Genomic DNA, 12,760 nt, shown 5'->3' with positions numbered 1-12,760 from the left:
TGCTGACGCCGCAATAAAGCGGGATTATGACATGGTTTGATGTAATTTATGATAAACCGCCAGCAAGGATTGATGCATAGCGAACTGTTCAAGATTGTCATTTTCGTCCGGATTATTGGTTGTTAAATCCGCTAAACCGAAGAATCGTTTTTTACCGGTTGCATATTGCCACATTTCATCAACACAAGCTTTGCCATACATCTTATTAAAAGCATTTTGATATTGATTAAACTGCTCGATATCACGTTCAAGTATAAAGTTTACTAACGTTTGCAAACAGCGATAAGCATGGTTACGCTGAGCGGTAAAGATTGACTCATTCATTTCAACCGTCCAATCGATCCACAATTTAGCTTGCTCAAGGTCTTGAGCGGCTAAGGCGAGCATGGCTTTTAACTCACCCACTCTTAAGGTTAACCATGCATTATCTTTGCCTGTTGCTATACCTAATAATTCTCTTATACGGGCAAAATCATCTAAACCGGCATCATCTAGCTGCTCAATAAGGGAAAGGTAGTGTTTGCTGGTGTATTTGCCATTTGGTAAAGATAAGATTAACTTACGAAGTTCAATGGCCATATTATTATTGGCAATCAGCAGATCTTCTGGTGGGTAGATCTCTGACATGCCTACCGCCAATATTCGGCAAGCATATACACCTAAATGCTCATAGTCCATAATCAAAACTTCGACATGATGAGCGGTGAAAATCGCCATTAAATTTTCAAACTCTTGTTCGGTTGTTCCGGAAAAATCCCAATCGACAAAGTCAAAATCGGCTTGCTCATTGAAAAGATCCCACGAGATCAAACCACTTGAATCAATAAAATGCGTTTCTAAATTGCTTAAATCAGCTATTTCATCATTATCAAAACTAGGCGGCGAAAACACATCGAGATCTTTTAAACTACGCCCTTGTAATAATTCAGTCACTGTTCTTTCTAATGCTACGCCAAAGTTAGGGTGCGCACCAAAAGAGGCATAACAAGTGCCGTTTTGCGGATTAAACAACACCACACAAATAACCGGAAATTGTCCGCCTAGCGATGCATCAAAACAATAAATAGGAAAGCCTTCACTTTCCAGCGCTTGAATGGCGGATAAGACTGAAGGATATCGATTAATCACATCAGCAGGAATCGTCGGTAAACTTATTGCCTGGGCAATAATCTTATTTTTTACGTAACGTTCAAAAATTTCCGACAACGCTTGCACCCGAGCTTCATTACGGGTATTACCGGCCGACATACCATTAGAAGCGTATAAATTAGCAATCAAATTAACCGGAACATAAATAATTTGTTGATCCGATTGTTGCACAAAAGGTAACGCACAAATCCCACGAGCGTGGTTACTCGATTGCAAATCGATTAAATCGCTGGCGGTCAATTCGTTATCCGGATCATAAAATTTCAGCAGTTTTTCAGAAAGTAAGCCTTTCGGTAAGCGATTATCTTGAGGAATTGAAAACCATTTTTCTGACGGGTAATGAACAAATTCAGCATTGGCAGCCTGTTTACCTAAATAAAAATCCGAAAAGAAATAATTGGTCGATAAACGTTCAAAATATTCCCCTAACGCTGAAGCTAATGCCGCTTTTTTACTTGCTCCTTTACCATTTGCAAAGCAGAGTGGGCAGTTGATGTTTTGAATATGTACTGACCAAACATTAGGAACCGGATTAAGCCAAGATGCTTCTTTAACATCTAAACCATATTTAGCCAATTGTTGATGAAAGTAACTAATTGAATCTTCAAGCGCGGCATCTTTGCCAGGGATAAAAGTTTTCATATTTAATCTCAAGAAATTTTATGTTAAAATTGTAACCGTTGTACCGATTGTTTTTTTAAATCGTTTTAGTTGTATTATAGTCAATGTAGTAAAAAACCGAAACATAACTGAGGAAATAAAAGGAAACACAATGAAAAACATAGCAAACTTGAATAATGTTAAAGTCACCGATCTTCTAAAGCTAAAAAAACCTCTCACACCCATGTTCTTAACACTTTATTATTGGATTTTATTAATCTTCTTTGCATTTATGGGAATAGCGACAATTCTGGGAGGATTTAAATCTTTTTCTTATAATTTTTCTGGTGCTTTATATGACATTATAATGGGGTTATTCATTATAGTTGTAGGAATTATGTCTTCACGAGTTATCTGCGAAACAATTATTATTTTGTTCAAGATTGACCCTAAAGATATCGATATCATTGCTGACAAAGTTCAAGATACAGAGAAATCCGAATCTAACAATCAATAAGCTACTAGCACTATTTTAATGCTTAATTTTATAAGCAAGTGAGGTTTATCCTCACTTTGCTGACAAATAATATAACAAATAATTCTCTTATTTAGCCACCATTAAGCTCATTTAAAGGCCATCTGGGTTTAACATTTATCGCTAAATCATCGCGTTGTGAATGAGCCAAATGAATCATGCCAGCATAGGCAATCATCGCACCATTATCCGTACAAAATGCGATGCGAGGATAAAAAACTTCGCCTTTACGTTGTTGCATAAGCTTTGATAGTTTATCCCTTAATGTTTTATTAGCACTCACGCCACCGGCAACAACCAATCTTTTGAAATTAGTCTGTTCAAGAGCACGACGAGATTTAATCACTAAAGTATCGACTAATGCATCTTCAAAAGCGCTGGCAATGTCAGCTTTAGTCTGATGATCAATCTCACCACTTTCATCACGATATTGATTGATCGTATTGGCTGCGGCTGTTTTTAAACCTGAAAAACTAAAATCGAGCCCCGGGCGATCAGTCATCGGCCTTGGAAATTGGAATCGTAATCGATCGCCTTGCTTAGCCAATTCCGATAGTTTAGCCCCACCGGGATAATCAAGTCCAAGGAGTTTTGCCGTTTTATCAAACGCTTCACCTGCGGCATCATCGATCGATTCACCCATTAATTCATACTGCCCAATGCCAGTTACTTTAATTAACTGAGTATGTCCGCCTGAAACCAGCAAAGCGACAAAGGGAAATTGTGGGGGATTATCTTCCAACATAGGAGCAAGCAAGTGCCCTTCCATATGATGCACAGCAATAGCCGGCACATTCCATGCATAAGCTAACGAACGCCCAATTGATGCACCGACCATTAATGCACCAATTAGCCCCGGTCCGGCAGTATAAGCGACAGCATCAATATCGCTGGCTGACAAATTCGCCTCGTTAAGTGCAGCTTGAATTAAAGGTACCGTTTTACGGATATGATCACGTGACGCGAGTTCAGGCACCACGCCGCCATAATCAGCATGTAACTCAATTTGCGAATAAAGTTGATTGGCGATTAATCCATGTTTATCATCATAAATCGCCACGCCAGTTTCATCACACGAGGTTTCAATACCCAGTACTTTCATTAATACTTATCCCTCAAATCATCAATATTGTCTTCACTCCAAAGATCTTCTTCAATTTGTGCTTTATCGGCAATACGATGCTCTTCGCTTGCCCAATCACCAAGATCGATAAGCTGACATCGCTTGCTACAAAATGGACGAAACGGACTTTGTGTTGACCATTCAACTTGTATTTGGCAAGTTGGACATTTAACAAATGTGACAGGATTTTTATTCATTTAAACTCTTTTTTAATTAAACGGTATTAGCAACAGGCTAATTCAAATTCAATACTATCAGTGTTCATATTATCATATGCGTCAAGAGGTAAAAAACGGATGCTATAACGTGACATATGCCCGGATACTTGCGGGAAGACATTTTTATCTAGATCAACCCGAATCCGAATCAAATTAACTTCGCCGTTAGTTTCTTGAAAGAAGTTATTGGTGCAGGTATAAAATTGAAATTCGCCCAACTGCCGAATCAATTGCATACAAGAAGCCAGGGCTTGATCAAGTAGGATTAAATGTTGTAACCAATTTTGAACTTGTTCATCGCGTTTTTGTTGTGGCTGTTTAAGCCATAAATGGAAAGAAGGAAGATCAAAACTACAACAGCCGCCCGGTATGGTTAACCGTTGACGAAGGGCGGTAAGAAAACGATCATCTTTTAACGGTTGCCCTAAACGCATAATCGCATTAAATTGAGTGAGGTAATCATGAAATTTACTAATCAGATGATTTAATAATTCTTGATCGACACCCTCAATATCCAGCCATGACGAAAGCTTTTGCTTTTGCGCTTCAATCTCTTTAATTAAATCGCCTTTCACATCATTACGTTCAATAATTTCTAATAGTTCGGATAATGCATGGAAAAACATTAACGCATTTGTTTCATCTAACTGGCTATGCGTCTTTAATTGATTCAATAGAAATTCGACACGAAGCCACGTGCGCATTTTTTCATTTAATGGATGTTCAAAAATGATACTATTCATACTTGTTATTCTTTATTTTAAAGTTGTTCAAATATTGTTGATGCAACTTATTAACTTGCTCACTTAACGAGGCTAAGTTACCATTATTGACAATAATATCATCAGCATACGATAAGCGCTCGGCTAAAGGTACTTGCGTACGTATCATTCGTTTTGCTAATGACTCGCTTATTTTATCTCGATAAATTAAACGTTCCATTTGTAACGTTTCCGGTACATCAACCATTAGTACCCTATCAGCTAATTGATGTAAATTATTTTCAATTAATAATGGCACAACCCAAATAACATAAGGGGCGGTCTGCTTTGCAATTTGCATTTGAGTTATTTTATGAATTATTGGATGTAACAAATTGTTGAGCCAAAGCCTTTCATGATCATTATTAAAAATAATTTCTCTTAACTGACTGCGATCAAGTTCGCCATTTGGTAACAAAATTTCAGTGCTAAAATGTTTTACGATTTGAGCCAAAGCATCTGTACCAACCTCGACCACTTGACGCGCAATGATATCAGCATCAATAATTGGTACGCCTAATTGAGCAAATAAGTTAGCAATGGTACTTTTACCACTAGCAACACCACCACTAAGTGCAACAACATAAGGCATAAAACACATTCCAATTAATGACTATTTTGGCTTTAGTATATCATACAAGTTTCTTTCATAATACATAGCAAATAACCTTTAAATTAAGAAATATTTAAATTTTAAAAAGATGTGCAATAGTTAATGAAAGTTATGATAAATCAATTGAATAAATAAAACCTATTGAGACCCAAAAACCGCAGCCGCTATCGTTTTAATCTTGTGTCTATTTTTATCAAAACATTAACGATGATGCGGTTATCACTCAAACTATCGGATAAATTTTATAGCCTTTTTGTAAAAAAATCAGATAAAACAGTTGGTTTTATATTCCTAGCTGTATATAATCACATATATCTGTATATAAACACAGGAAATGATAATGAGACCATTAACCGCACGCCAACAACAGATTTACGACTTGATCAAAGAAAACATCCAAACAACCGGTATGCCACCTACACGTGCCGAAATCGCCCAAATGTTGGGTTTCCGCTCAGCCAATGCAGCAGAAGAACACCTTAAAGCTTTAGCCAAAAAAGGCGCGATTGAGATGATTGCCGGATCGTCACGTGGCATTCGCCTATTGCTGGAAAATGCTGCCGAGCAAAATGAGTTTGAAGGCTTACCGTTAATTGGTAGAGTCGCTGCCGGTTCCCCTATTCTTGCTCAAGAACATATCGAAAGCCATTATCAAGTTGACCCTTCACTTTTCAAACCTAACGCCGACTTCTTATTACGTGTTCAAGGCATGTCGATGAAAGACATAGGTATATTAGACGGTGATTTACTTGCAGTGCACAAAACTCAAGAGGTTAAAAATGGTCAAGTCGTTGTGGCGCGTATTGATGATGAAGTTACCGTTAAACGACTATCACGAAAGGGCAAGCATGTTCAGTTATTAGCTGAAAACGAAGAGTTCGCCCCAATTGAAGTCGATCTTGAACAACAAAATTTTGCCATTGAAGGCTTAGCAGTTGGGATTATTCGCAACGGTACATGGATGTAAAGGCAAAGTTAGGATAAAATACCAACTAACTATTGCTTTGGAGATAACAATATGTGGATATTTTGGTTATATGAATTTCTAGGATTTGTAGCAGTTTTGCTGGCAATTTTTGGATTTTGTCGTTTTCGTGGTCGAGGGTTTTGGTCTTTTATTTGGCATAATCTAAAGTGGGTCGCACTATCAATTGGTATCGTTTGGCTGGTTATAATCGTACTTTGTCGACATGACTTATATAATGCAACACACTGCTATTTTCGTGGTATAAGTATGCACACCAATACAAAATACTCGATCTATTTAGGTGAGTGTCAAGTCGAAACGCCGAGTGGTAGCTATGTTCCAATCGATCGTACCCGTGCTTTACCGGGAGCCCACGAGCATGGTGTCGACGGCGGAACTGATTTTGATCATGATGACGGTTTAGCTGAATAATTAAGTGACTTGACCTACCCACTCGTTATAACAATCAGGCAATGATTTATACGCTGTCTGATTGTTTATTATTATTTAGATGTAGATTTTTCCTTAAATTCAGTTTCATCTTTGCGCATATACGCTAAACAATGCCGCTCTAACTTTTTGAAAGCAAAAATTAGTGTAAAGCTGACACATAAATAGATGACCGCCGCAATGGAAAAAGCATGGAAAGGTTGATAAGTTTCGGCATAAATATCCCTTGCTATCTTCATCACATCCTGCACGGTTACCGTAAAAGCAAGTGCGGTAGAATGTAACATAAAGATCACTTCATTACTGTAAGCTGGCAACGCAATGCCAAATGCTCTAGGCAAAATAATATAGCGGTAAAGATCAAACCGATTAAAGCCCAGTGCAATAGCAGCTTGAATTTCACCTTGTGGCACATTTCGGATAGCGCCAGCAAAAACTTCTGTCGTATAAGCGCAGGTATTAAGGGTAAAAGCTAAAATAGTACAATTTAAACCACTTTGAAAAAAATCACCCAGCCAAGCATTATCCTTAACGATACTTAGGGTATAAAGACCGGTATAGATAATCAACAGTTGCACATACAGTGGCGTTCCCCGAAAAATATAGGTAAATAACCAAATTGGCAACTTAATCACACGATATTGCGAATTACGCCCGACCGCTAAAATTAGCGCTAACATACCACCCAAGCTTACTGATACAATCAAGATCCAAAGTGTCATCGCAAGCCCGGTAATATGATAACCGTCAGTCCATAATAAGGCTTTCCAATAGTCTTGCAAAATATCTATCATAATAAAACTCTTTATAATTTAGCTTTATTCATACCGATAGAATAGTGCTTTTCCAGCCACCATAATACGATATTTGAGATTGAGGTAAAAAACAGATAGAAACCGCCAGCAATGAGGGCAAAATAGAGAGGTTGATAGGTAGCTTCACCAGCCGTTTTGGTTGCTTTAACTAAATCAAATAGCCCGAGTAACGAAACTAAAGCAGTCGCTTTTAATACCACTAACCAGTTATTAGCAATCCCCGGCAAGGCAAAGCGCATCATCAATGGAAACATGACATTAACAAACACTTGTCTTGGAGTTAATCCCAACGCCGTTGCGGCATCTAAGGTATTTTTTGAAACCGACAGATAAGCGCCACGAAATGTTTCAGTAAAATAAGCCCCGTAAATAAAACCTAAAGTGATGATGCCGGCAATAAAAGGATCGATTTCAATGATATCGATCTGTAAAAAATCGGTCAGATTATTTAACGCAAACTGCAAGCCAAAAAAGATCAGCATCATTAACACTAGATCCGGCACGCCACGAATTAACGACGTATAAGCCTGACAAATTAACCTAATCACCCTGCGTTTAGATAACTTACCCAGCGCACAGATAATCCCTATCATCATTGCCAAAACTAATGAGGCTAAAGCTAAACTAATGGTCAACCAAGCCCCATGAAAAATTAATGAACTATAACCTTGCATCGACTATTTAAGTTGGCTATTGACGTTAAAATCAAAATATTTATCGTTAATTTTTTTATAGGTGCCATCAGCAATAATCGCCTTTAAAGCTTGATTAAATGCTTCACGTAATTGGTCATCGTTCTTACGAAAACCTAAACCAACACCCACATCAAAATAGTCCTTATCACTTAAAACCTCGCCAGCAAAGGCAAAACCCTTACCTTGCGGCTGTTTTAAAAATGCATAACTACCGGTCACTTCATCTTGCAAAGCTGCATCCAACCGCCCTGCTGCCAGATCAGAAAATACTTGTAATTGATTTTGATATGGCACAATAGTCACACCATGCGATCGCCATTTATCATTGGCAAAATGCTCCTGCGCAGTACCTTGCTCAACCCCGACACGTTTACCGGCTAAAGATTCAACCGTCGGCAATAAATCCGATCCTTCCTTCGTAATTAAACGTGATTGAGTGCGAAAAATTTCATCAGAAAAAGCAATCTGCTTTTTGCGCTTCTCAGTCATCATTAATGAAGAAGAAATCATATCAATCTTCCTGGCTAAAAGAGACGGAATCAACGCATCAAAATCAGTCGACTGAAAAATACACTTAACTTGAGCCTTCTCACATAAAGCTTGCGTAATCTCAATATTAAAACCGGTGATCTCCCCCTCGGCATTGATAAAATCAAAAGGCGCATAAGACGTATCAGCCCCAACTTTAATCGTCTCAGGCAAAGCCGCATGACTAACCAAAGGAAAAATAAAACCACCCATTATAAACAATGCTTTTACTAATGTTTTCATAATAAATTCTCGTGACTAAATTTTGGCTAAATAATATAACGTGATATTTAACAATTTAATAATAAAAAAAAATTATCAACCCTACCCAGCAACGAAAATTACTAATACAAAGCAATGTGATATAAAAGCAAAGCCTAAAAAACATTGACAAGAAGTTTCAGAAAAAACCTATGTTTTAGTATAAAAACAAAAATTTTAGATATTACAAAAATATCCATAATCCTTATGCAGTTGTAAAGTTTTTGTCTGGTAAAAAAACAGGAAATTGTTGTTTCTAAACGGCTTATGCAGCTGTAAACGCATTTAGATGCGCTTATAGAAGATGCGGCGGTTTCTAAACAGCTTATGCAGCTGTAAACAGCATGGAATAAAACGTATCCGCCTGAAAACTTTTCTAAACAGCTTATGCAGCTTTAAACGGTAGAACATGAAAATTACATTAACAATTAATTTTCTAAACAGCTTATGCAGCTTTAAACAAATGAAGTAGCGGACGTTCCCTATATCCATATTTCTAAACAGCTTATGCAGCTTTAAACTGAAGCTCATCATGCACTTGATGACAACAAGTTTTCTAAACAGCTTATGCAGCTTTAAACTAGAATCCCACATACTATAAACATCGTTTATAAAAACATAAAGGGCAATTTTAGTTTTAAAAACCCTTTTTTCTAACACTTTTGCAATATATTGATTTTTAATATTTTTATTTTTAGCTAAAAAAAAGGGTTTATAAAGTTTGTATTTTTAACTCCACGACTATTTCTAAACGACTTACCATTACCTTCCACAAAAACAGACAAGTGCACCAGATTGCACCTTAACAAAGCGCCGACAACTGAGAGAAGTTAGCACGCCAAACAGGGACGTTTGGCGAGGCGCTGCTTTGTCCGGAACAAATCAGCGCCGGTGCGTTAAGACCGAACGAAGGCGGAGGGTAGTCAAAGACCGCTGTGGGTGGTGCTGCGAGGGGGTTATTAGGGGGGATTTCGCAAAAAATCCGCCTAATTCGGACGCTGACATCGTAATGAAAATATCAACAAATTAACAGCGTCCGAAACCTACAAACCAAAAAGCTACAACTTTCAATAAAAGTATAAAACCTTGTCAAGAACTTTCAGAAAATATAGGTGTTTAAGTAAAAAACAAACCATTGTCAAAAAGTTTCAGAAAATACCCACGTTTCAGTATAAAACAAAAGTTTTAGATATTTCAAAAATATCATAAACTCCTTATGCAGCCGTAAATATGCTAGATAAAGCTTTTGGTAAGAGTTCTGATTTATTAACGGCTTATGCAGCTGCAAAGGGTCTGGTGGCTCTGTTTTAGCATTACGCCAATTTCTAAACAGCTTATGCAGCTTTAAACTAGAATCTCACATACTATAAACATCGTTTATAAAAACATAAAGGGCAATTTTAGGTTTAAAAACCCTTTTTTCTAACACTTTTGCAATATATTGATTTTTAATGGCTTTAGTTTTAGCTAAAAAAAAAGGGTTCATAAAGTTTGTATTTTAAGCTCCACTACTATTTTTAAACCGCTTACCATTACCTTTCACAAAAACAAACAAGTGCACCCACCCGCACCTTCACAAAGCGCCGACAACTGAGTGAGGTTAGCACGCCAAACAGGGATGTTTGGCGAGGCGCTGCTTTGTCCGGAACAAATCAGCGCCGGTGCGTTAAGACCGAACGAAGGCGGAGGGCAGTCGAAGACCGCTTTGGGTGGTGCTGCGAGGGGGTTATTAGGGGGATTTCGCACAAAATCCCCCTAATTCGGACGCTGACATCGTATTGAAATTATCGACTAATCAACAGCGTCCGAAACCTGCAAACCAAAAAGCTACAACTTTCAATAAAAGTATAAAACCTTGTCAAGAACTTTCAGAAAATATAGGTGTTTAAGTAAAAACACAAACCATTGTCAAAAACTTTCAGAAAACACCTACGTTTCAGTATAAAAACACACTTTTAAGCTATTAAAAAAAACACCTCTCCCCTTCCCTTAATCACCTTTGATATTTCCCTACGATATCGGTATGATTATCAATCATAATCTTTCACCGATACAAATATTCACAAAAGGACTTTAAATGATTGACTTTAATGCCTTTCCGGAACAACGACAAGCTTACATTCAGCAGCTCTTAGCTGAAAAAGGCCGGGTGGTGAGTGCTGATTTAATCTCGCAACTAGGCGTGTCAGAGCATACTATCCGTCGAGATTTGCAAAAACTTGCTCGCAACGGAATCTGTAAGCGTGTGTATGGTGGTGCGGTCAGTCAGTTAAAACAGTCAGCAAGCTTCGAAACCAGAATGACGCAAAGTGTCGATGAAAAATCCAAAGTCGCTAAGCGATGCGCTATGTTGATTAAAAACCATTCCTGTATTTTTATCGATGCCGGCTCGACTTATCTTGCTATGGCAAGTTACATCCCTCAAGATATGGATTTAACCATTATCACCAATTCCCCGCAAATCGCCACCGTCTTAAGTAGCCGTAACAAAGGTGAGCTGATTTTAGTCGGCGGCAAAGTCAATCCACAAACCGGCAGCACCATGGGCGCCGATACCGTCAATCAAATTCGTAATATGATTTTTGATCAAACTTTTATTGGTGTTTGTGGACTCGATCCACAAGCCGGACTCAGTGCGGTTTATTATGAAGATGCTTGCTTTAAAAAAGAGCTGATTGCGCAAAGTAACGAGGTAATCGCTGCGGTAATTGCCGATAAAATGTTGCAAGTTGCACGCTATAAAGTGGCAACTTGTGAAGATATTGATATTGTTATTGCCAGTCGTGAATCAAAAATTGAAGGCTTTGAACAAGTCAATTTACAAATTGAGCTGGTTTAAGTTCATGCGCTTTTTATCCTAAGATTCGGCTTTTGGCTGAGCCTGCAAATCCAACATAAGTTGAATGGTTTTTAATACTGCACTTTCATCATTATAACCGGTAATAAATCTAGCAACCGCTTTGGTTTCATCAAAAGCATTACGCATAGCAAAACTATATTGAGCCTGCTGGAGCAATTCAATGTCGTTATAACCGTCACCAAATGCCATGGTTTGCCCATAATCAACATCTAATAGTTGTTGTAATTTTTTAATGGTATTACCTTTATGCACGTTATGTTCTGTAATATCTATCCATGCTGCTTCAGATACCACAATATAGGCTTGGTTTTCATAAGGGGTTAAATGGGTGCGAGTTTGCGGGCATTGTTGGTTTTCATCGTAAACGGTAATTTTAATAAAATCATCAGTAATAGTTTTAAAATCATCAACTTCAATCATTGCCGCATAAGATTGTCGTACTTTTTGTTTTAACCGATCCGGCAAATTGGCTTTAATGGTCGCACCATTTGCAGTACAGGCAATAATGACATGATTTTTATTAACTTGTTCGAGAGTGGCAATAATTTGTTGACCTAACTGATTGGCTAAAAATGAGCGGTAGATAAACTCACCATTAAATTTAATTGCCGTCGCACTATCACCAACAATCCAAATTTTATCACGATAATCACCAAACAGCTCTTCTACCCGTTCACACTGCTTACCGGTACAAGCGACAAAATGGACCCCCTGTTTTGCCATTTGCTCATACACTTTAGCAAATAACTGGCGATCATAATCGCCCCTGTCGTTTAAAAAAGTACCATCTAAATCACTGATAATTAACTTAATCATACATTTTTCCTTTCACTTATTTTACGAGATAGATCATTACTGTGATTGATTATGCAACTTTATGCAACATTTAGCAAGATTAATGCTTGTTCTATTTTTGATGAATTATTGTAATCCTTATTAATAGAGCAATCTCAACGCTATTTTTTAATGGTGTTGATACTGATGATATCTTAAGCATTAATATCACATTTCGGTCAGATGACAAGTCAATAAAACAGCTAAGTTTAACTGCTAATATCAACAATACATCAACATCGAGCATAGTAAAACGAACAAAATGCTTAGCCACGATTAATAAAACAGTGTTGTAGAAAAAATGAGATTCATCTAAACTGTGATCGCTTTTTTTATAGTCAATGGAAATAA

General features: G+C 37.6%; 14 protein-coding genes and 1 CRISPR repeat array. Of the genes, 5 read left to right on the top strand and 9 right to left on the bottom strand.

Translation table 11 applies throughout. The features are described 5' to 3' along the window. Positions 1 to 24: 24 nt before the first annotated feature. The gene (gene ycaO, locus J3U37_RS09455) at positions 25 to 1,791 is read right to left on the bottom strand and encodes a 30S ribosomal protein S12 methylthiotransferase accessory factor YcaO (RefSeq protein ID WP_267374554.1); all 1,767 of its coding nucleotides are present in this window, start codon (positions 1,789 to 1,791) and stop codon (positions 25 to 27) included. 130 nt (positions 1,792 to 1,921) lie between these two features. Between ycaO and J3U37_RS09450 the strand changes: the two genes are divergently transcribed. Beyond that, positions 1,922 to 2,266, top strand: a complete 345-nt coding sequence (locus tag J3U37_RS09450) for a DUF4282 domain-containing protein (protein WP_220217602.1) — start codon at positions 1,922 to 1,924, stop codon at positions 2,264 to 2,266. 91 nt (positions 2,267 to 2,357) lie between these two features. On the opposite strand, the gene tsaD is transcribed toward J3U37_RS09450, so the two are convergent. The 4 genes from tsaD to coaE are packed head-to-tail and all read right to left on the bottom strand — an operon-like array spanning position 2,358 to position 4,978. Further along, the gene (tsaD, locus tag J3U37_RS09445; protein WP_267374552.1) at positions 2,358 to 3,386 is read right to left on the bottom strand and encodes a tRNA (adenosine(37)-N6)-threonylcarbamoyltransferase complex transferase subunit TsaD; all 1,029 of its coding nucleotides are present in this window, start codon (positions 3,384 to 3,386) and stop codon (positions 2,358 to 2,360) included. Next, positions 3,386 to 3,604: a DNA gyrase inhibitor YacG gene (gene yacG / locus J3U37_RS09440; protein ID WP_220217604.1), complete on the bottom strand. Its 219-nt coding sequence runs from the start codon at positions 3,602 to 3,604 to the stop codon at positions 3,386 to 3,388. Before yacG ends, tsaD begins: the two co-directional genes overlap by 1 nt. Positions 3,605 to 3,630: 26 nt before the next feature. After that, on the bottom strand, positions 3,631 to 4,368 hold the full coding sequence (gene zapD / locus J3U37_RS09435) for a cell division protein ZapD (RefSeq protein ID WP_267374550.1): 738 nt from the start codon (positions 4,366 to 4,368) through the stop codon (positions 3,631 to 3,633). Then, positions 4,361 to 4,978: a dephospho-CoA kinase gene (gene coaE / locus J3U37_RS09430; RefSeq protein ID WP_267374548.1), complete on the bottom strand. Its 618-nt coding sequence runs from the start codon at positions 4,976 to 4,978 to the stop codon at positions 4,361 to 4,363. Before coaE ends, zapD begins: the two co-directional genes overlap by 8 nt. Before the next feature lie 361 nt (positions 4,979 to 5,339). Between coaE and lexA the strand changes: the two genes are divergently transcribed. Together lexA and J3U37_RS09420 are read left to right on the top strand one after the other, a co-directional pair. Then, complete coding sequence (gene lexA, locus J3U37_RS09425; RefSeq protein WP_267336286.1) at positions 5,340 to 5,966, top strand: transcriptional repressor LexA; 627 nt, start codon at positions 5,340 to 5,342, stop codon at positions 5,964 to 5,966. Between the two features lie 51 nt (positions 5,967 to 6,017). After that, positions 6,018 to 6,398 carry a hypothetical protein gene (locus tag J3U37_RS09420; protein WP_267329130.1) on the top strand — a complete coding sequence of 127 codons (381 nt, stop codon included), beginning with the start codon at positions 6,018 to 6,020 and terminating at the stop codon, positions 6,396 to 6,398. A gap of 71 nt (positions 6,399 to 6,469) precedes the next feature. Here the strand turns inward: J3U37_RS09420 and hisM are convergent, their stop codons facing one another. The 3 genes from hisM to J3U37_RS09405 are packed head-to-tail and all read right to left on the bottom strand — an operon-like array spanning position 6,470 to position 8,697. Continuing rightward, a complete protein-coding gene (gene hisM / locus J3U37_RS09415) occupies positions 6,470 to 7,210 on the bottom strand; it encodes a histidine ABC transporter permease HisM (protein WP_267329131.1) in 741 nt (246 codons plus the stop codon). 11 nt (positions 7,211 to 7,221) lie between these two features. Continuing rightward, the gene (locus J3U37_RS09410; protein WP_267374546.1) at positions 7,222 to 7,905 is read right to left on the bottom strand and encodes an ABC transporter permease; all 684 of its coding nucleotides are present in this window, start codon (positions 7,903 to 7,905) and stop codon (positions 7,222 to 7,224) included. A gap of 3 nt (positions 7,906 to 7,908) precedes the next feature. Then, a complete protein-coding gene (locus J3U37_RS09405; RefSeq protein ID WP_267374544.1) occupies positions 7,909 to 8,697 on the bottom strand; it encodes a lysine/arginine/ornithine ABC transporter substrate-binding protein in 789 nt (262 codons plus the stop codon). Positions 8,698 to 8,968: 271 nt separating this feature from the next. Then, a CRISPR array of direct repeats spans positions 8,969 to 9,296; the repeat unit is 28 nt; unit sequence TTTCTAAACAGCTTATGCAGCTTTAAAC. 1,013 nt (positions 9,297 to 10,309) lie between these two features. On the opposite strand from J3U37_RS09405, the gene J3U37_RS09400 reads away from it, so the two are divergent. Further along, on the top strand, positions 10,310 to 10,474 hold the full coding sequence (locus J3U37_RS09400) for a hypothetical protein (RefSeq protein WP_267335085.1): 165 nt from the start codon (positions 10,310 to 10,312) through the stop codon (positions 10,472 to 10,474). A gap of 318 nt (positions 10,475 to 10,792) precedes the next feature. Beyond that, positions 10,793 to 11,554: a DeoR/GlpR family DNA-binding transcription regulator gene (locus J3U37_RS09395; RefSeq protein ID WP_220217612.1), complete on the top strand. Its 762-nt coding sequence runs from the start codon at positions 10,793 to 10,795 to the stop codon at positions 11,552 to 11,554. Between the two features lie 18 nt (positions 11,555 to 11,572). Here J3U37_RS09395 and J3U37_RS09390 read toward each other — a convergent pair whose 3' ends face one another. Then, positions 11,573 to 12,391: a Cof-type HAD-IIB family hydrolase gene (locus J3U37_RS09390; protein WP_267374542.1), complete on the bottom strand. Its 819-nt coding sequence runs from the start codon at positions 12,389 to 12,391 to the stop codon at positions 11,573 to 11,575. Positions 12,392 to 12,760: the final 369 nt, after the last annotated feature.

The sequence above is a fragment of the Gilliamella sp. B3172 genome (assembly GCF_026536465.1).
In the GTDB taxonomy this organism is placed as follows: domain Bacteria; phylum Pseudomonadota; class Gammaproteobacteria; order Enterobacterales; family Orbaceae; genus Gilliamella.
Note: the sequence above shows the minus strand (reverse complement) of the source record. Positions and strands in the feature narration are given on the sequence as shown.

Bases quoted from the DNA above. Each gene is read 5' to 3' on its own strand.
- J3U37_RS09410 (WP_267374546.1), bottom strand. From the start codon at position 7,905: ATGCAAGGTTATAGTTCATTAATTTTTCATGGGGCTTGGTTGACCATT.
- J3U37_RS09420 (WP_267329130.1), top strand. From the start codon at position 6,018: ATGTGGATATTTTGGTTATATGAATTTCTAGGATTTGTAGCAGTTTTG.
- J3U37_RS09395 (WP_220217612.1), top strand. From the start codon at position 10,793: ATGATTGACTTTAATGCCTTTCCGGAACAACGACAAGCTTACATTCAG.
- hisM (WP_267329131.1), bottom strand. From the start codon at position 7,210: ATGATAGATATTTTGCAAGACTATTGGAAAGCCTTATTATGGACTGAC.
- coaE (WP_267374548.1), bottom strand. From the start codon at position 4,978: ATGCCTTATGTTGTTGCACTTAGTGGTGGTGTTGCTAGTGGTAAAAGT.
- zapD (WP_267374550.1), bottom strand. From the start codon at position 4,368: ATGAATAGTATCATTTTTGAACATCCATTAAATGAAAAAATGCGCACG.
- lexA (WP_267336286.1), top strand. From the start codon at position 5,340: ATGAGACCATTAACCGCACGCCAACAACAGATTTACGACTTGATCAAA.
- tsaD (WP_267374552.1), bottom strand. From the start codon at position 3,386: ATGAAAGTACTGGGTATTGAAACCTCGTGTGATGAAACTGGCGTGGCG.
- yacG (WP_220217604.1), bottom strand. From the start codon at position 3,604: ATGAATAAAAATCCTGTCACATTTGTTAAATGTCCAACTTGCCAAATA.
- J3U37_RS09405 (WP_267374544.1), bottom strand. From the start codon at position 8,697: ATGAAAACATTAGTAAAAGCATTGTTTATAATGGGTGGTTTTATTTTT.
- J3U37_RS09450 (WP_220217602.1), top strand. From the start codon at position 1,922: ATGAAAAACATAGCAAACTTGAATAATGTTAAAGTCACCGATCTTCTA.
- ycaO (WP_267374554.1), bottom strand. From the start codon at position 1,791: ATGAAAACTTTTATCCCTGGCAAAGATGCCGCGCTTGAAGATTCAATT.
- J3U37_RS09390 (WP_267374542.1), bottom strand. From the start codon at position 12,391: ATGATTAAGTTAATTATCAGTGATTTAGATGGTACTTTTTTAAACGAC.